19 protein-coding genes are annotated in these 18,253 nt (G+C 70.9%); 11 read left to right on the forward strand and 8 right to left on the reverse strand.

The genetic code is table 11. The features are described 5' to 3' along the window. The first annotated feature begins 272 nt into the window (after positions 1-272). Entirely contained in the window at positions 273-773 is a 501-nt protein-coding gene (locus tag AB0I88_RS19180; RefSeq protein WP_361025768.1) for a hypothetical protein, read from the forward strand. Between the two features lie 38 nt (positions 774-811). Here AB0I88_RS19180 and AB0I88_RS19185 read toward each other — a convergent pair whose 3' ends face one another. Continuing rightward, positions 812-1,255, reverse strand: a complete 444-nt coding sequence (locus AB0I88_RS19185) for a hypothetical protein (protein ID WP_361025771.1) — start codon at positions 1,253-1,255, stop codon at positions 812-814. A gap of 227 nt (positions 1,256-1,482) precedes the next feature. Then, a complete protein-coding gene (locus AB0I88_RS19190) occupies positions 1,483-1,887 on the reverse strand; it encodes a cupin domain-containing protein (RefSeq protein ID WP_361025774.1) in 405 nt (134 codons plus the stop codon). Between the two features lie 81 nt (positions 1,888-1,968). Between AB0I88_RS19190 and AB0I88_RS19195 the strand changes: the two genes are divergently transcribed. The 9 genes from AB0I88_RS19195 to AB0I88_RS19235 all read left to right on the forward strand — a co-directional run bounded on the left by AB0I88_RS19195 (position 1,969) and on the right by AB0I88_RS19235 (position 10,123). Then, positions 1,969-2,895: a helix-turn-helix domain-containing protein gene (locus AB0I88_RS19195; RefSeq protein ID WP_361025777.1), complete on the forward strand. Its 927-nt coding sequence runs from the start codon at positions 1,969-1,971 to the stop codon at positions 2,893-2,895. Positions 2,896-3,014: 119 nt separating this feature from the next. After that, positions 3,015-4,049 carry an iron-siderophore ABC transporter substrate-binding protein gene (locus tag AB0I88_RS19200; RefSeq protein WP_361025780.1) on the forward strand — a complete coding sequence of 345 codons (1,035 nt, stop codon included), beginning with the start codon at positions 3,015-3,017 and terminating at the stop codon, positions 4,047-4,049. Then, positions 4,049-5,092: an iron ABC transporter permease gene (locus AB0I88_RS19205; protein WP_361025783.1), complete on the forward strand. Its 1,044-nt coding sequence runs from the start codon at positions 4,049-4,051 to the stop codon at positions 5,090-5,092. The genes AB0I88_RS19200 and AB0I88_RS19205 overlap by 1 nt, the downstream gene beginning before the upstream one ends. Beyond that, on the forward strand, positions 5,089-6,123 hold the full coding sequence (locus AB0I88_RS19210) for an iron chelate uptake ABC transporter family permease subunit (protein WP_361025786.1): 1,035 nt from the start codon (positions 5,089-5,091) through the stop codon (positions 6,121-6,123). Before AB0I88_RS19205 ends, AB0I88_RS19210 begins: the two co-directional genes overlap by 4 nt. Further along, positions 6,120-6,938, forward strand: a complete 819-nt coding sequence (locus AB0I88_RS19215; RefSeq protein ID WP_361025789.1) for an ABC transporter ATP-binding protein — start codon at positions 6,120-6,122, stop codon at positions 6,936-6,938. The genes AB0I88_RS19210 and AB0I88_RS19215 overlap by 4 nt, the downstream gene beginning before the upstream one ends. A gap of 59 nt (positions 6,939-6,997) precedes the next feature. Next, positions 6,998-8,140 (forward strand): hypothetical protein, encoded by a 1,143-nt coding sequence (locus AB0I88_RS19220; protein WP_361025792.1) that lies wholly within the window; start codon positions 6,998-7,000, stop codon positions 8,138-8,140. Beyond that, the gene (locus AB0I88_RS19225; protein ID WP_361025795.1) at positions 8,140-9,198 is read left to right on the forward strand and encodes a DUF4132 domain-containing protein; all 1,059 of its coding nucleotides are present in this window, start codon (positions 8,140-8,142) and stop codon (positions 9,196-9,198) included. The genes AB0I88_RS19220 and AB0I88_RS19225 overlap by 1 nt, the downstream gene beginning before the upstream one ends. Before the next feature lie 50 nt (positions 9,199-9,248). Continuing rightward, entirely contained in the window at positions 9,249-9,431 is a 183-nt protein-coding gene (locus AB0I88_RS19230; RefSeq protein ID WP_361025798.1) for a hypothetical protein, read from the forward strand. Positions 9,432-9,466: 35 nt separating this feature from the next. After that, positions 9,467-10,123 (forward strand): class I SAM-dependent methyltransferase, encoded by a 657-nt coding sequence (locus AB0I88_RS19235; RefSeq protein ID WP_361025801.1) that lies wholly within the window; start codon positions 9,467-9,469, stop codon positions 10,121-10,123. Between the two features lie 8 nt (positions 10,124-10,131). Here the strand turns inward: AB0I88_RS19235 and AB0I88_RS19240 are convergent, their stop codons facing one another. From AB0I88_RS19240 to AB0I88_RS19265, 6 genes are read right to left on the reverse strand one after another with little or no spacing between them, the layout of a single operon-like run. Next, the gene (locus AB0I88_RS19240) at positions 10,132-10,662 is read right to left on the reverse strand and encodes a hypothetical protein (protein WP_361025804.1); all 531 of its coding nucleotides are present in this window, start codon (positions 10,660-10,662) and stop codon (positions 10,132-10,134) included. 10 nt (positions 10,663-10,672) lie between these two features. After that, positions 10,673-11,593 (reverse strand): pectate lyase, encoded by a 921-nt coding sequence (locus tag AB0I88_RS19245; protein WP_361025807.1) that lies wholly within the window; start codon positions 11,591-11,593, stop codon positions 10,673-10,675. Next, entirely contained in the window at positions 11,593-12,540 is a 948-nt protein-coding gene (locus AB0I88_RS19250) for a pectate lyase (RefSeq protein WP_361025810.1), read from the reverse strand. The genes AB0I88_RS19245 and AB0I88_RS19250 overlap by 1 nt, the downstream gene beginning before the upstream one ends. 5 nt (positions 12,541-12,545) lie before the next feature. Next, entirely contained in the window at positions 12,546-13,544 is a 999-nt protein-coding gene (locus tag AB0I88_RS19255; protein ID WP_361025813.1) for a pectate lyase, read from the reverse strand. Between the two features lie 10 nt (positions 13,545-13,554). Next, positions 13,555-15,153 carry a right-handed parallel beta-helix repeat-containing protein gene (locus AB0I88_RS19260; RefSeq protein WP_361025816.1) on the reverse strand — a complete coding sequence of 533 codons (1,599 nt, stop codon included), beginning with the start codon at positions 15,151-15,153 and terminating at the stop codon, positions 13,555-13,557. 1 nt (position 15,154) lies between these two features. Continuing rightward, entirely contained in the window at positions 15,155-16,705 is a 1,551-nt protein-coding gene (locus tag AB0I88_RS19265) for a family 16 glycoside hydrolase (protein WP_361025819.1), read from the reverse strand. Between the two features lie 296 nt (positions 16,706-17,001). Between AB0I88_RS19265 and AB0I88_RS19270 the strand changes: the two genes are divergently transcribed. Then, complete coding sequence (locus tag AB0I88_RS19270; protein ID WP_361025822.1) at positions 17,002-18,195, forward strand: right-handed parallel beta-helix repeat-containing protein; 1,194 nt, start codon at positions 17,002-17,004, stop codon at positions 18,193-18,195. Positions 18,196-18,253 lie beyond the last annotated feature (58 nt).

Genomic DNA, 18,253 nt, shown 5'->3' on the forward strand with positions numbered 1-18,253 from the left:
GTGGTGGAATCCGAGCGTTAGCCGCGCCGCCCGCGCCCGGCCTCATCCTCCACGGATGAGCATCGATGTGTTCCAGTTCACAGCCCTGGTGCGGTTTGTCGTGGATCGCCGCGAGTCCACCGCCCGGGGTGATGACCACCGATCCGCCCCGCCCGGGGACGGCACGCCATCGCACCGGCGGGGCACCTGATCAAGGACGTTCCGCCGTGGTCGAGCGGCCGCGGATGTGTTTGGCTGCTGCGGCCTCGCCCACCGACGTCTGGATCGCCACGATGCCCCGTCTCCGCACCCGTTCCGTGGTCGCCGCCGCCGTGGCCGTGACGGCCCTGACCGCGTCCGCCGTCTGGTACGCGGTCACCCGTACCGATGAGGCCGTGCTGGACGCGGCTCTGGCCGCGCGGTTGGACGCCCACGTGACGCCGCTGATCGAGCGGCGGATGTCGGAGGAATGGACGAGCCGCCCCCATCTGATGGCCTGCGCGGTCCGGCCGGTCGGTGTGGACCCGGAGCTGGCCACCACGTTCGCCGAGGTGACGACCGTGTACGTCTGGGCCTCCTGCGAGACCCTGATGACCGAGCCGGGCGGAACCGTGGTGCCCGTCGCCGTGCACCTGGGCCCACCCGTCCGGTTCGACGTCCCGAGCGACGCCGACTGGGGCACCGGCCGGGTCACCGGGATGTTCCCGGACCGTCTCCACGACGCCCTGCTGACGGGTGAGCACCCGGACGGTCTGCCGGCCGAGCTGAAGGCCCGGAAACGCGAGCTCTCCTGACGCCGGCGTCCGGCCCTGCCCGCCGGCGACAGCTCCGGTCAGAACTCGTCGACGCGGGCCGCCTGGTCCAGGCAGGTGGTGTCGATCGCCAGCTTGATCAGCTCACGGGCGGTGACGTGGTCGGTCGCCTCGGCATCGAGGGTGCCGAGCGTCCGGGTCACCGCGATGATCTCGTTGGAGTTCCGCCCGGCGTCGAGGTCCGCGCAGGCGGTGTCCGCGATCGCCTGGATCTCGGAGTCGGCACGGTCCTGGGCGACCTCCGGGAGTTCCGCCTTGACGACGAGGACGAACCGGCTGGGGCCACTGCTCGTCACCTTCGGCTTGGCGGTCGCCTTCGTGGTCGTCCTCGTGGTCGTGCGGGCGGCCGTCTTCGAGCCCGCCTTGGTCGTCTTCGACGACTTCGGCGTCCCACCGCCGCTCGAACACCCGGCCAGCACACACGCCGCCAGGATCGCCGCCACCGCCGTCAACTGCTTACGCATCGTCCCGCCCTCGTCGTTCCAGAATCCACCCGAGGGTAGGTGATCAACGCTCGCGTTCCGAAACGACATCGGTGGCCGACAGCACTGCCCGCATAGGCCTGAGCAGGCGATTCCGTGCCGGTTGTCGGCTTCCCTACAGGCGGGCCGCGAGACGGTCCGGCAGTGGAGGCGCTGATGCGCCGGCCACTACCGGGCGACGAGGTCCCGGGCCTCCGCGATCCAGCTTGTCAGGTTCGGGACCCGCTGATCATCGTGCCGGCCGTCACGTCGACGTGGCCGGGAACCGGGTCGCGGTGATCGCCGACGGTCATGGTGCCGGACGGCTCGAACATCAGGATCGAGGCGCCGCCGGGAGCGGACGGCCGGTGCTCGACACCGGCCGGGACCACGAAGGCCTCGCCCCGGTCGAGCACCACCTCCCGTTCCCCGCCGCCGTCGCGCAGAGCCAGGCGCAGGACGCCGTCGAGGACCAGGAAGAACTCGTCGGTGTGGGTGTGCGCGTGCCAGATGTGGTCGCCGGCCACCTTGGCGATGCGGACGTCGTAGTCGTTGACACGCGCCACGATCCGCGGGCTCCACAGCTTGTCGAAGGTGGCGAACGCGTCGGCCAGGTTGATCGGTTTCTCGGTCACGCATCGATCCTCGCGAGCGGCGCCGGCTGCCGGAAGTGCTAGGAATGGCAGATGCAGCAAGGATTCTCTCATCGTGTCGCGATGATCGTGGACGACGGATCCAACCCGTTCGAGCTGGGCATCGCCACCGAACTGTTCGGACTGCGCCGCGACCATCCCTGGTACGAGATGTTCCTCTGCACCGGCACGCCCTCGGTTCGCATGCACGCCGGCCTGTTCACCCTGACCGGGGTACGCGGCCTCCCCGCTCTCGACGAGGCGGACACGATCATCGTGCCGAACCGTCCCGACCCGCAGACGCCTCCGGACGAGGCGATCGTGGCGGCGGTACGCCGGGCCGCTCAGCGTGGCGCGCGGTTGGCGAGTTTCTGCACCGGCGCCTTCGTCCTGGCCGCGGCCGGCGTCCTGGACGGCCGACGGGCCACCACGCACTGGCGCTGGGCGGATCTGTTCACCGCCCGCTACCCGGCCGTACGTCTCGAACCGGACGTCCTGTTCGTCGACGACGGCGACGTGCTCACGTCGGCGGGCAGCGCCGCCGCCCTGGATCTGGGTCTGCATCTGATCCGCCGCGACCTGGGCGCCGAGGCGGCCGCCTCGGTCAGCCGCCGGCTGGTCTTCGCGGCGCACCGGGACGGCGGCCAGCGTCAGTTCATCGAGCGGCCGGTCCCGGACGTGCCGGACGCCTCCCTCGCACCGCTGCTGGCCTGGGCTCAGGAGCGTCTCGGCGAGCCGCTGACGGTGACCACACTGGCCGACCGGGCCGCGGTGAGCCCGGCGACGTTGCACCGGCGGTTCCGGGCCGAACTCGGGACCACCCCGCTGGCCTGGCTCACCGCGGAACGGGTGGCGCTGGCCTGCCGGCTCATCGAGCGCGGCGAACGCCGTCTCGGCGTCGTGGCGCAGGCGTCGGGGCTGGGCACCGCCGCCAACCTGCGAGCCTTGATGCGCCGGCACACCGGCCTCAGCCCGAGCGCCTACCGGGAGAGGTTCGCGGCACGCGGGTGAGCCGTCGCTTCATACCAGGACCGCATCGGTCCCCCGACCAGGGAGGTGATCATGAACTCCGTCAACAACCCTGTTAGGTTAGGCAAGCCTTATCGCAGAAGAAGTGGAGTTCCCCCGCCATGCGCGCATCTCGATTCCTCGCGGGAATCGTCGCCCTCACCACCGCCCTGGCGCTGACCGCCTGCGGTGAGTCCTCCGACGACAATGCCCCCTCGACGTCGGGCGACGCCGCCGCGGCGTTCCCGGTCTCCGTCACCCACGCCTTCGGCACCACGACGATCGAGAAGAAGCCCGAGCGGGTCGCCACCGTGAACTGGGCGAACCACGAGGTGCCGCTGGCCCTCGGCATCGTCCCGGTCGGCTACGCGAAGGCCAACTTCGGCGACGAGGACGGCGACGGCCTGCTGCCCTGGGACGCCGCGAAGCTCAAGGAACTGGGCGCGCAGACCCCGGTGCTGTTCGACGAGACCGACGGCATCGACTTCGAGGGCGTCGCGAACACCAAGCCGGACGTCATCCTGGCCGCCTACTCCGGTCTGACCCAGCAGGACTACGACACCCTCAGCAAGATCGCGCCGGTCGTCGCGTACCCGAAGTCGGCCTGGTCCACGTCGTGGCGCGACAGCATCAAACTGGAGAGCAAGGCGCTGGGCCTGGCCGCCGAGGGTGACAAGCTGATCGCCACCATCGAGAAGCAGATGAAGGACGAGGCCGCCCGCTACCCGAAGCTGGCCGGCAAGTCGGTGATGTTCCTGACCCACATCGACCCCACCGACCTCAGCAAGGTCAGCTTCTACACCACGCACGACACCCGGGCCCAGTTCTTCACCGACCTCGGCATGAAGCACCCGGCCAGCATCGAGAAGGCTTCCGCCGCGACCACCGAGTTCAGCCTCACCCAGAGCGCCGAGCAGGTGCAGAACCTCAGCGACGTGGACATCATCGTGACCTACGGTGACGCCGAGGGCACCACCCTCGCGACGCTGCAGAAGGACCCGCTGCTGTCGAAGATCCCGGCGATCGCCCGTGGCTCGTTCGTGTCGCTGCCCGGCAGCACCCCGGTGGCGACCGCCGCCAACCCGACGCCGCTGGCCGTCTCGTTCGTGCTCAAGGACTACGTCGACCTGCTCGGCAAGGCCGCCGACAAGCTCTGATGACGCTACTGGAAACCCCGTCCGGGCCGGACGTCGCCACACTGCGGCGCCCGGCCCGGGTGCGCCTGGGCTGGCTGCTGGCCGTCGTCGCGGTGCTCGTCGCCGTGATGCTGGCCTCGGTCGCCTTCGGCTCCCGGATCGTCGGCTGGTCCGACATCATCGCCGCCTTCGGCGGGACCGACGAGACGCTCAACCAGGCCGCGGTGGTCAAACGCATTCCGCGTACGGTCCTCGCGGTGATCGTCGGCGCGGCCCTGGCCCTGTCCGGCGCGGTCATGCAGGGCGTCACCCGCAATCCGCTCGCCGACCCGGGCATCCTCGGCGTGAACATGGGCGCCATGCTCGCCATCGCGGTCGCCATGACGACGATCGGCCTGTCCACCGCCACCCAGTACATCTGGGTCGCGATCCTCGGCGCCGCGGTCTCCGCCCTCTTCGTCTACGCGGTCGGCTCGCTCGGCCGTGGCGGCGCCACCCCGTTGAAGATCGCCCTCGCCGGTGCGGCCACCTCGGCCGCGCTGGCGTCGCTGGTGGTGGCGGTCGTGCTGCCGCGCGGCGACGTCGCCGAGAACTTCCAGTCCTGGCAGGTCGGCGGGGTCGGCGGCGCCGGCTGGGAGAGCATCGGCCACGTCCTGCCGTTCCTCACCGCCGGCCTGGTGATCTGCCTGCTCTGCGCCCGCCCGCTCAACTCATTGGCCCTCGGCGACGAGTTGGCCGCCGGTCTCGGCGAACGCGTCGCCCTGGCCCGCGGGACGGCCGCTCTCGGCGCGGTGGTGCTGTGCGGCGCGGCGACGGCGGTGGCCGGCCCGATCGCGTTCGTCGGCCTAATCGTGCCGCACATGTGCCGCCTGCTCGTCGGGCTGGATCACCGCTGGCTGCTGCCGTTCGTGACGCTGGCCGGCGCCGCGCTGCTGACCGCCGCCGACGTGGTCGGCCGGGTGGTGAACCGGCCGGACGAGATCGAGGCCGGCATCATCACCGCCCTGATCGGCGCACCCTTCTTCATCTACATCGTCCGCCGGCAGAAGGTACGCGAGCTGTGAGCACCACGACCCTCGAAGCGGTCATCCACGGCCGGGTACGCCGGAGCCGCCGCCGCCACGCGATGCTGTCCGGATTCACCGTGGCCGCCGTCGCCGTGTTCGCCGTGTCGCTGATGGTGGGGCAGACCTTCTACCCGCCGGAGGACGTCCTCCGGGTGATCCTGGGCGAGACGGTGCCGGGCGCCTCGTTCACCGTCGGCGAACTGCGCCTGCCCCGCGCGGTTCTCGCCACGGTCACCGGCCTGTGCTTCGGGATGGGCGGCGTCACCTTCCAGACCATGCTGCGCAACCCGCTGGCCAGCCCGGACATCATCGGCATCAGCTCGGCGGCGAGCGCGGCGGCCGCGTTCGCCATCATCGTGCTGAACCTGGACGAGACCGGCGTCTCGGTGTTCGCGATCGTCGCGGCGCTCGGGGTGGCGCTGGTCATCTACCTGCTGTCGTTCAAGGACGGGGTGGCCGGCACCCGGCTCGTGCTGATCGGCATCGGCATCGCCGCGATGCTCAACAGCGCCACCTCCTACATCCTCAGTCAGGCCGGGCAGTGGGATCTGCAGGCCGCGACCCGCTGGCTCAACGGCAGCCTCAACGGCTCCACCTGGGACGAGACGATCCCGGTGCTGGGGGCGCTGCTGGTCTTCGGCCCGCTGCTGCTCGGGCAGGCCCGCAACCTGACGATGCTGGGACTCGGCGACGACACGGCCGCGGCGCTGGGCACCCGGCTCGAACGTACCCGTCTGGTGTCGATCGTGGCCGCGGTCGGCCTGATCGCGTTCGCCACCTCGGCCACCGGCCCGATCGCGTTCGTGGCGTTCCTGGCCGGCCCGATCGCCGCCCGCCTGGTCGGGCCCGGCGGGTCGCTGCTGCTGCCGGCCGCGCTCGTCGGCTCGCTGCTGGTGCTGGTGGCGGACCTCATCGGCCAGTTCGCGTTCGACACCCGCTTCCCGGTCGGGGTGATCACCGGCGTGCTCGGCGCCCCGTACCTGATCTATCTGCTCGTCCGCACCAACCGCGCCGGAGGCTCACTGTGACCACCGACCATTCGCTGACGGTCGAGAAGCTGACCGTCGGTTACGCCGACCGGGTGGTCATCGACTCGCTCGACCTGCTCGTGCCGCCGGGCCGGATCACGGCGATCGTCGGCGCGAACGCCTGCGGCAAGTCGACGCTGCTGCGGTCGATGTCCCGGCTGCTGGCCCCGAAAGCCGGGCAGGTGCTGCTGGACGGCCGCCAGGTGCACCGGATGCCGGCCAAGGAACTGGCCCGCACACTGGGCCTGCTCCCCCAGTCGCCGATCGCGCCGGAGGGCATCACCGTCGCCGACCTGGTCGGGCGGGGCCGCAACCCGCACCAGCGGCTGCTGTCGCGGTGGACCGCCGACGACGACCGGGCGGTGGCCGCCGCCCTGGACGCCACCCGGACCGCCGATCTGGCCGACCGGTCCGTCGACGAGTTGTCCGGCGGGCAGCGACAGCGGGTGTGGATCGCCATGGCGCTGGCCCAGCGGACCGAGTTGCTGCTGCTCGACGAACCGACCACGTTCCTCGACGTCAGCCACCAGGTGGAGGTCCTCGACCTGCTCACCGACCTGAACGCGGACCGCGGCACGACGATCGTGATGGTCCTGCACGACCTGAACATGGCGGCCCGCTACGCCGACCACCTGATCGCACTGGCCGGCGGGAACCTGCACGCCGCCGGGGAACCCGCCGAGGTGCTCACCGAGGAGTGCGTGCGCACCGTGTTCGGCCTGGACAGTCAGGTGATCACCGACCCGGTCTCCGGCAAGCCGCTGATGCTGCCGATCGGCCGGCATCACGTCCGCTCCTCCGCCGGCGCGGCCTGAGCGGCGTTCCGATACGGTTCTGCGCCTACGGACATGCGTACGAGCACGGGGGTGAGCCGGTGACGGACGAGGCGACCGTGATGGCGTGGGAGGACGGCGAGCGGGAACGCTGGCTGTCACGGTCCACGGCGCTCGGCCACGGACCCGAACAGCCCGGATGGGCCGACGCCGCGGCCGCCGCCCTCGACCTCACCGGACTGACGCCCCGGCAGGTGTCGTGGCTGTTCGCCGACGGTCCGGAGGCGACCGCGCGCAAGCTGCTCGCCCAGACCGACGATCTGCGGTACCGGGCCCCGCACCGGATCGACCTGAGCCAGGTCACGGTGGCCAGGCTCGGGGTGGACGCGCTGCCCCTGGCCGTCGCGGGCGCCGCCGGCTCGGCCGACCTGATGGGCGTGCTGCTGCTGCCGTTCCGCGGTCCCGAACCGGCCCGTCTCGTGGCGGGCTGGCTGCGCCATCTCGGATCGGCCCGGTTGTGGGCGCGGCTGTGGCTGCGGCGGCACGCCGAGAGCGCGGCGCGGGCGCTGGTGCCGGCCACGGCCGGGCGGGCCGGCGCCGCCCGGCGCAACGCCGAGGACGCGGTGCGCTATCTCGCGTCGATCGGTCACGGTCCGATGCTGATCACCACCGCCGAGGCGTACGGGACGGGCGCGCACGCCGCGGTCGTCGCCCTGGTGGCACCGGGCGACGAAGCGGCGCTCACACCCGTACCGTCGTTGTTCTCGACGCCTGGCCGAGCCCCTCGCAGGGTGAAGGTTCCGTCCTGGCTGAATCTCGACGAACTGCCGAAGATCCTGCTCACCGAGGGCGGGACCCTGCCCGCCGACGAGGTCGGCCGGCTGATCCTCGCACTGACCTCGTCGCGGCTGGCGGATCCGCCGGAGCCGGCGCCCGGCGATCCGTCGGGGCCTGACGGCCGGCCCGTGGTGGTCGAGTCGTCGGCGGCCGCGCAGCCGACGGTGGCGCCGCCCGGGCCTGAGGTGAAGACGCTGATCGCCGGGTGTGACCGGGCGAGCCTGGCGGAATTCGGGCGCGCCCTGATGGAGGCGTGGATCGCCGGTGGGCTTCCGCCGTCCGAGGCGTGGGTGGTGGTGGCGCAGGCACACCTCGGCGACGACGCCACGATGGACCACCTGGCGCCGAAGGTGCGCGCCTGGCCACAGGACAGCCGCCACCAGCGGCCATCGAGGGATACGCGGTGATGTGCGCCTTCGGCTCCGATGCGGCGCTGCGGCACCTGCTGGCGATCGAGCAGCGCATGACGCCCGGCTCCCGCAACGACCGGCTGCGCGTCTACCTCGCCCAGGTCGCGGCGAGCCGTGGCATGACCGTGGCGCAGCTCGCCGACCGGCTGACGCCGACGCTGGGGCTGGACACCGGGATCACGCTGGACTACGGGCCGCGCTCGTTCCCCGTCGTCACCGACGAGCACCTGACCGCGTTCGCGCAGGGGCCCACCGGGAGGCTGCTGGCCCGGCCGCCCAAACCCGGCGTCAAGGACACCAGGCCCGAGGCGTACCCGTGGTTTCTGCAGTTCAAGAAGGACCTGCGGGCGGTCGCGGCGGCGCAGGTGGCCCGCCTGGAACGCGACATGTTCGCCCGGTTCGAGCGGCCCGGCCGTGACCTGCCCGGGTTCCTGCTGCCGCACCCGGTCCTCGGGCCGATCACGCGCCGGCTGCTGTGGGGTGAGTACGACACCGGCGGCCGCCTGATCCGCGCGGTACGGGTGGCGGAGGACGGCAGTCTCGCCGACGTCGACGACGACACGGTGACCGTCGACGACGGCGCCCGGCTGCGGATCGTGCACCCGGCGGAACTCGGCGACGATCTGCCGCGGTGGGCACGGGTCTTCGCCGACTACGAGATCATGCAGCCGTTCCCGCAGGTGAACCGGCCCGCGGTGGTGCTCACCGAGGTGGAGCGGGCGGCGACCGGCCTGCCCGGGTTCGGGCCGGTGGTGAACCACCGGGTCGAGGCGGCGGTCAACGGCCGCTGGCGCGGCGACGGGCACGGCCACTCCTCGTCGCCGTACACCCGGCTGTGGAGCGACCTGCCCGGTGGTCTGACCCTGCTGGCCGAGCTGGACAAGCCGGTGACGACGTCCTCGTACGAGCCGGTCGCCGAGCACCGGATCACCGAGGTCTGGGCCGACGACACGCTCGCCGACCACTTCTCGGCCGACCGGCGGATCCCGTTGGGCGCCTGCGACCCGATCGGTCTCTCCGAGGCGCTGGTGGAGTTGTACGCCCTGCGCGGCTGAGGCGTGGTATGCCGTACCCGTACGTTTCCCCACCGATCGGAGCGCCACCCATGGCGACCTGCAACCTGTGCCCGCCCGGCCGTCGCGACGTCCCGGACGACGAGATGGCCGGCCATCTGCGGACCGAACATCCCGAGGTCGCCGAGGACGGCACGACACGCTCGGACGGCAGCACGATCGTCCGCGACGGCTCGCTGGAGCCGGTCAGCCCGTCCGAGGACTGGCGGGAGTGACGACCGGCGACCGGCCCGGTGCGATGATGCCGGGCGTGACGGGCTCAGTGGACTTCCGCGGTGTGGAACAGGCCTACGACACGGTCGCGGAGGCGTACGCCGACCATTTCCCCGACACGAGCGCCGAACACTCGCTGGACCTGGCGATGGTGGACGCCTTCGCCGCCGCGGTGATCGCCGCCGGTGATCCGCGGATCCTGGACGCCGGCTGCGGCGCGGGCCGGCTGAGCCGCTACCTGACCGGCCGCGGCTGCCTGGTCGAGGGCGTCGACCTCTCCCCCGGCATGATCGCCCGGGCCCGCCGGGAGAGCCCCGAACTGGCCTTCTCGGTGGCGTCGCTGACCGATCTGCCGTTCCCCGGCGGCACCTTTCCCGGCGTCATGCTGTGGTATTCGATCATCCACACGCCGCCGGCCGGCCAGGACCGGATCTTCGCCGAGGCGGCCCGGGTGCTGCGGCCCGGCGGGCACCTGCTGGTCGGCTTCCAGCACGGCCGGGGCAGCCGCGACGTCGGGGAGATCTACCGCGGCATGGGCTACGACGTCGACCTGCGGCGCTACAACTACACGGCCGACGAGGTCGCCGGCCGGGCCGGGACGGCCGGCCTGCGGGAGGTGGCCCGCATGGTCCGCCAGGCACGTCCCGAGGAGCGCGACGGCCAGTCCTCGATGCTGTTCCGGGCGCCCGCCTGAAACGGCGCTCACAGGCCGGGCAGAGGCTCCCCGGGAAGCGGTGACCGGCGCTCCAGCAGCCAGAACAGGTAGATCCGCAGATCCTGGGCGAGCGGCCCGGCGAGATAGGCACGGAACTCCCGCGCTCCGCCGGCCGCCTCGCGATCGTACGGGCACTCGCTCGCCTCCCAGAGCCGGATCAGCTCCGCCACGTGGGTGGTGACGCGGCCACGGTCGCGCCACCATCCCCGTACGGTCTCGGGGGTCCAACGCTCGTCGCCGTCGAACCCGTACCCGCCGAACGGGTCCTCGCCCGCGGCCGTGACGACCGCCCTCACCTCGGCGGGCGTCCGCGGTTGCCGGTAGACGAACTCGGTGAGGTACTCGCCGCCGTAGAGGATGTTGGCGGGGGCGTGCAGCCGCCCGGTCCAGCAGTTGTCGGTCTCGCCCGTCCAGACCGGCCCGGGGACGTTCGCCCAGTGCAGATCCGGCCACCGCCCGTACCAGCCGGTCCTGTCGGCCGGCGTCAGGACGGTGGCCGGATCCCAGTACAGCGACACGGCCCCGATTCTAGGGAACGATCCTGCCGGCTCCCGCTCCCGCCTGGACCAGCGACGGCACCGACGAGGCCGGATCCAGGGTGTACGAGTAGTAGCTGCCCGGCTCCGCCACGGTCCCACCGGCCTGGCAGGTGCCGGAGGCGGTGAACACGTTGGACCGCTGCACCAGCCGGCCCGGCCCGCTGTCGGCGTAACCGCCGGTGGAGTAGCAGGGGTACGGCACCGCGGCGAAGTAGTTGGCTTCCACGACCACGCCGGCGTTCATGGTGGACGCGACGCCGTACAGCTCGTTGCCGTCGAAGTAGTTGTTGTAGACGTGCACCGGTTCACCGAAGCGGACCCGTGGATGCCGCTGCCGGGAGCCGTCGAACCAGTTGTGGTGGACGGTGACCTTCAGATGCCCGACGTCGGTGCCGGACGCCCCGTCGGAGTGGCCGATGAGCATGCTCTTGTCGGTGCCGGCGAAGTGGTTCCACGAGACGGTGACGTGGTCGGCGCCACGCACGATGTCGATCGACCCGTCGACCGGGCGGACGAACGTGTTGTGGTCGATCCAGATGTGGTGCGACTGCTGGCCGACGTTTATCGCATCGTCCTCGGCGTCGACGAAGGTCAGGTTGCGGACGATCACGTTGTACGAGCGGTAGAAGTCGAAGCCGCCCCCGGTGATCGTGGCGTTGGTGCCGAGCCCGACGATCGTCTTGTTCGGGCGTACCCCCTGTTTGGAGGTGATGGCGATGGTGCCGGACACCTGGATGATCAGTGGGCCCACCGTGTCGATGGCGTCGAGCAGTTCGCCGGTGGTGTCGACGGTGACCGTGGCGCCGCCCACGCCGCCGGTGGTCCCGGTGGCGAAGCCGTCGGCGGCCGGCGCGGGCGCGGCCGCGAAGAGGCTGGACGACAGCAGCAACGCGGACAGGATGCCGTGCATCAGATCCTCCCCACTCCGGCGCCGGCGGTGACCAGCGACGGGACCGAGACGGCCGGGTCGAGCGTGTAGGGGTAGAAGGTGGACGGCTCGGTGACGGCGCCGCCCGCCTCGCAGACGCCGGAGTTCACGAACGCGTTGGCGCGCTGCACCAGCCGGCCCGGGTTGCTCTCGGCGTAGCCGCCGGTGGAGTGACAGGGGTAGGGCACGTTCTCGAAGTGGTTGCCCTCGGCCACGACTCCGGCGTTCTCGGTGGAGGCGATGCCGTACAGCCCGATGTTCTTGTAGTAGTTGTTGTAGACGTGCACCGGCTCACCGAAGCGCACCCGCGGATGCCGCTGGTTGGAGCCCTCGAACCAGTTGTGGTGGTAGGTGACCCGCAGGTAGCCGACGTCGGCGGTGTAGTTGTCGGAGTGCCCGAGCAGCATCGTCTTGTCGGTGCCGAGGAACCGGTTCCAGGAGACGGTCACGTTGGTGGACTGCCGTTTGATGTCGAGTGATCCGTCGTAGCCGGGACGGAACTCGTTGTGGTCGATCCACACGTGGTGTGCCTTGTTGGTGACGCTGATCGAGTCGTCGGAGGCGTTGCTGAACCGGATGTTGCGGATGATCACGTTGTTGCCGGGCCGGGTGGTGGTGCCGAGTTGCAGGCCGCCGCCGGTGATCTCGGCGGTGGACCCGACCCCGAGGATGGTCTTGTTCGCGACCACGGTGATCATGCCGCCGGCCGAGATCCGGCCGCTGACCAGGATCGTGTACGGGGTGTTCGCTCCCGCGTACTGGGCCAGCTGGGCGGAGGTGGTGACGGTGACCGTCGGGCCGGCCGCGCCTCCGGTGGTGCCGGTGGCGAAACCGTCGGCGGTGGCGGCCGCGGCCGTCGCGGGGGACGGCACACCGGCCAGCGTCACGGCGGTGACCGCGGCGACGGTCGTGGCCAGGAGCTTGCGCATGGTCATCACACCTTTCCCACACCGGCGCCGGCCGGCACGATCGTCGGCACGGACGCGGCACTGTCCGCCGTGTACGGGTAGAAGGTCCGCGGGTCGGTCACGGTGCCGCGTACCTCGATGGCGTGGTTGCAGTCGACGAGGATGTTGTCGCGCTGCACCATGCGCCCGAGCGGGCCGCTGAAGTCGACGCGGCCCGGGTTGTTGACGCTGTGGAAGTAGTTGCCCTCCACGAACAGGCTGGCGTCGTTGGTGGACGCGATGCCGTAGCTGTTGTCCCGGAAGTAGTTGTTGTAGACGTGCACCACTGGGGCGAACCGTACGCGCGGGTGCCGCTGGTCGGAGCCGTCGAAATAGTTGTGGTGGTAGGTGACGCGCAGCCGGCCGGCGTCCTGGGCGCCGTTGTCGTCGTCGTGGCCGAGCAGCAGCGTCTTGTCGTGGTCGTGGAACCTGTTCCAGGAGACGGTGACCAGGTCGGAGCCACGTTTGATGTCGACCGCCCCGTCGTCGCCGTCGGAGAAGTCGTTGTGGTCGATCCAGATGTGGTGGCTGAACATCTGCACGTTGATCAGATCGTCCGAGGCGCCGGAGAACCGGAGGTTCCGGATGATCACGTTGTTGACGGCGTTCGCCGGCGGTGTGGTGGCCGACGAGACCGGCAGTCCGATGGTCAGGCCACCGCCGACCAGGGCGGCGGTCGAGCCGAGCCCGATGATCGTCTTGTCGGAGGAGACCGGGTGCATGCCGTCGGTCGTGCCGCGGGGCAGGGTGATGGTGCCGGAGACCTGCACGACGTACGGGCCCGGCCGGGAGATGTGGTCGAGGAACGCGGTGGCGGTGGAGACCGTGACCACCGGCCCGCCGGCCCCGCCGGTGGTGGTGGCGCGGCCGTGACCGGCGACGGTGGCGAAGCCGTCCGGCCCGGCCGGGGCCGCCGCCGCCCGGCCCGCGAGGGCGGGTGCGGCGACGGCTCCGGCAGCAGCGGCGAGCAGTGTTCTGCGGCGCATACCGAACTCCTTACGGGACCGTGATGCGCCCGGCGCCCGCGCTCGCGGTCACCGTCGCCTTCACCTGGGCGCAGGGCTGGGCGGTGTACGCGTACGCCACCGGGGAGACACTGCCACCGGCCTCACCGGCTCCGGAGTTGATCAGGCAGTTGTCGCGGGCCACGATCCGGCCCGGGCCGGAGGAGGCCTCCCCCAGGTGGTACGGGTCGTCGACGTTCTCGAACGAGTTGCCCTCGACGATCACGCCGGCGTTCTCGGTGGAGGCGACGCCGTAGTTGCCGGTGTCGTTGTAGTGGTTGTTGTAGACGTGCACCTGGTCGCCGAAGCGGACCCGCGGGTTGCGCTGGTTGGTGTCGTCGAACCAGTTGTGGTGATAGGTCACCTTGAGCCGGCCGACGTCCTGTGCGGCGTTGCCGTCGTCGTGGCCGAGCAGCATGTTCTTGTCGGTGCCGTCGGCGTGGTTGTAGGAGACGGTGACGTACGACGAGCCGCGCTTGATGTCCACGCCGCCGTCCGACCCGGTGGTCCAGGTGTTGTGGTCGATCCAGATGTGGTGGCTGAACATCTGCACGTTGATGGCGTCGTCCGGCCAGCCGCTGAACCGCAGGTTGCGGATGATCACGTTGTGCACGGCGTTCGGGGGCGGCGTGGTGATCGCGTTGTCGATCGGCAGGCCGATGTTCAGGCCGCCGCCGGTGATGGTGGCGCCGGAGGACGCCCCGACGATCGTCTTGTCGGAGCTGACGTCGTGCATCGGGCCGGGCAGGGAGATGGTGCCCTGCACCCGCACGGTCAGCGGGCCGGGGCGGGCGATCGCCTCGGTGAACGCGGCCGCGGTGCCGACCGTGACGGTCGGACCGCCGGTGCCGCCCGAGGTGCCGTTCTGGCCCCACGCGTTCACCGACGCCCAGCCGTCGGCGACGTTCGGCGGGGGCGGCGGCTCCTCGGTGGGGTCGGTGGTCGGGCTGGTGCTGACCGAGCCGGACGGGTCCGGGGCACCACCGGTGCTCACCTGCACGTCGTCGAAGTTCGCGCTGGTGTAGAAGGTGGCGACACCGGCCCGGCCGCTGCTCCAGCGGGTGTCGGCCGCCTCGGTGAGCAGGGCGCCGTTGACGTGACCGCGCAGCGCCGACCCGGTGACCTCCAGCTTGAGGGTGTACCAGGAGCCGGTCGCCACCGCCACCGGCGCGGTGTCCAGCGTGGTCGACGATCCGCCGTCGAGGCGCTTGAGCTCGACGGTGTTGTTGGACCGCAGCGCCAGGTAGTAGTAGCTGGTGCTGCTCTGCACCCGGGCCAGGACCGCGGCGAAGCGGTTGCTCCCGTTGAACGCGGTCGGCTTGACCCGGGCCTGGACGGCGTAGTCGGTCCAGGTCGCGGTGCCGGTCAGTGCCCGGGCGTCGCTGCTGGTGCCGCCCTGCCGGTAGACCCGGGAGCCGTCGGCGGCCACCGACCAACTGCCGCCGTTGGTGCTCCAGCCGGCCGCGTCGCCGTCTTCGAAGTCGTCGCTGAGCAGCGTGGCCGCGTGGGCGCCGGTCATCATGCCGAGCACCAGTGCGGCGGTGGCCGTCCCGGCCCCGAGGGCCGCGAGGAGTCCCTTTCGTGCCTTCATGTCAAAGCCTCCCCACGCCGGCGCCGGCGGTGACGATCGACTTGACCTGGGCGGGGTCGTCCAGGGTGTAGCTGTAGTAGGACGACGGCTCCTGCACGGCGCCGGAGCAGTCGGGTGCGCCGGACTCGCCGGCGAAGACGTTGTTGCGGGCGACGCATCGGCCGGCCGGTCCGGCGTAGGTGTTGGTGACCGGCTCCTCGACGTCCTCGAAGTAGTTGCCCTCGACCATGCAGCCGGCGGTGTTCTGGCAGGCCACACCGGTGTCGGTGTTGTAGAAGTAGTAGTTGTTGTAGACGTGCACCGGCTCGCCGAAACGGACCCGCGGGTTGCGCTGCGGCGTCGCGTCGAACCAGTTGTGGTGGTAGGTGACCTTGAGCCGCCCGGTGTCCTGGGCGCCGTTGGAGTCGTCGTGGCCGAGCAGCATGTTCTTGGTGTGGTGGTGGGTGTGGTTCCACGACACGGTCACCAGCGACGAGCCGCGTTTGATGTCGATCAGCCCGTCGTAGCCCTGGGCCAGGTCGTTGTGGTCGATCCAGATGTGGTGGGAGAACATCTGCACGTTGATCGAGTCGTCGCCGGCGTTGCGGAACGACAGGTTCTGAATGATCACGTTGTGCACCGCGCCGGCCGGCGGCGTGGTGACGTTCGAGACCGGGAGACCGATGTTGAATCCGCCGCCGGTGATGCCCGCGGTCGAGCCGACGCCGACGATCGACTTGTCGCTGGTGACGTCGTACATGCCGGCGGGCAGGGTGATCGTGCCGACGACGCAGACGGTGAGCGGGCCGGGCGTGGCGATCGAGGCGAGCAGTTCGGCGGCGGTGTCGACCTGGACGGTCGGCCCGCCCGCGCCGCCGGTGGTTCCGGCCGCGAAGCCGGTGGCGGTGCCGGTGACGGCGCAGCCGCCGGGCGGCGGCGGGGTGGTGGGTGACGGCGAGGTCGGTGACGGGCCCGGCCCCGGTGCGGCCGTGCCGACCGCGACATCGTCGAAAACCGCTGATGCGTACGAGGTGACGAGCCCGATCCTGCCCCGCGCGAACGCGGTGTCGCCGGCCCGGACGACGGCCGCGCCGTCGACGTACCCGGTGAGCGTGGTGCCCCGCACGTCGAGGGCGAGGGTGCGCCACGCTCCGGCGGCGCCGCCGACGACCGTGGTGGCGAGGACGGTGGCCGTGCCGCCGGAGACGCGCTGCAGCTGGGCCGCGCCGCCGCCGGTGAGCACGAGCGTGTAGTACTGGCTGGTGGATTGGGCGCGGGCGGCCACCCCGGCGGACGTGCCGCTGCCGATCTTCACGCGCGCCTGTACGGCGTAGTCGGTCCAGGTGGTGGCCCCGGCCAGCGCGCGTGCGCTGATGCCGGTGCTGGTCTGCTGGTAGGCGGGTGTGCCGTCGGTGACGATCGTCCAGGCGCCGCCGTTGCGGCTCCAGCCGTCGGCGTTGCCGTCGTCGAAGTTGTCGCTGAACAGGGCGTCGGCGCGGGCGGGGCCGCCGATCACCGTGCCGAGGAGCACGGTGATCGCGGCGCCGCCCATGAGCCATCCCACTTTGTGCATGGCGACTCTCCCGGGGGAACGGGGACGGGTGCGGAAACAGCGTTGCGAGGATGTAGGCGGAAACATCGGGGAATGCACCGCCCGGAGCTGCGTAACCTCCGCGAAACCTTGCGCCGACCCTAAAATCGCGCCTCCGGGAGAGTCAATGTCTTCTGTTTGCAGAAATGTTGCAGTCGCACCCACCGCGAAGCATGACGGATTGACCCGCTTCGAACACTGCGGTAGGTTGCGCCGCGCGGGAAAGCGCATTCCCCCACGTCGCCGCATCCCCAGCTTTTCCGCGAAAGGAGATCGTCTTGAAATCCCGGAATGTGCTGGCCACAGCAGTCGCGGGCCTCGCCGCAGCCGCCGGAATCATCACCGGAATTCCGTCCGCATCGGCTGCCACCACTACGCTCTACGTGGCAGTGAACGGCAGTGACAGCAACGCCGGCACGCTGTCCGCGCCACTCGCCACAATTCAGAAGGCGATCGGTCTGGTCCCGGCCGGCGGCACCGTGGCGGTTCGCGGCGGCACCTACCCGCTGACCACCAACATCCAGATCACCAAGAGCGGCACGGCGACCGCGCCCTACACGCTGACCGCGTACGGCAGTGAACGGGTGATCATCGACGGCGAGGCTCTCGGCTACACGCCCGGAGCGGTCGGCTCCACGATCCCCGGCGCACAGCGCGGCGCCGTCCACATGGAGGCCTCCCACTGGAGGCTCGTCCGCCTGGAGATCATCAACGGCCCGTACGGGATCTACTGCGCGGGCTGCAACAACAACACGTTCGACCGCCTCGTCACCCGCGACAACTACGAGACCGGCTTCCAGCTCCAGGGGGCGTCCGCGAACAACCAGATCCTCAATCTGGACAGCTACGGCAACCGGGACCCGCGCAAGAACGGCGAGAGCGCCGACGGCCTCGGCATCAAGGAGGGCAGCGGCGCCGGCAACGTGGTCCGCGGCGCCCGGCTGTGGAACAACGTCGACGACGGCTTCGACGCCTGGGCGTTCACCTCGCCGATCACGATCCAGAACACGGTCGCGTACGGCAACGGCTACAACCGGTGGAGCATCCCCAGCTTCTCCGGCGACGGCAACGGCCTCAAGCTGGGCGGCAGCGGCGGCACCGGCCCGGCCGCCGCGCACGCGGTCAGCAACACCTTCGCGTTCAGCAACGCCGCGCACGGCTTCACCGACAACGGCAACACCGGCGCGATCACCATCAACCGCAGCACCGCCTGGAAGAACGCGAGGACCGGCTTCGACGTCGACGGCGGATCCACCACCAGACTGACCGCCGACCTGGCCGTCGGCAACGCCACGGCGGTCGCCCTCGGCTCGTCCACCGCCTCCGGCAACTCGTGGAACATCGGCGGCACGTGGACCCTGCTCAGCACCGACCAGTCGGCCGTCACCGGGCCGCGCGCAGCCGACGGCGCCATCCCGTCGTCGAACTTCCTGGTCCCCGCCAACGGCGCCGCGATCGGCGCCAAGCTCTGAGCAACATGCTTCACATCACCCTTTGCGGCGGATGAGGTAGCCGTCGCCTGCGGGTACG

This window comes from Actinoplanes sp. NPDC049802, assembly GCF_040656595.1.
GTDB lineage: Bacteria > Actinomycetota > Actinomycetes > Mycobacteriales > Micromonosporaceae > Actinoplanes.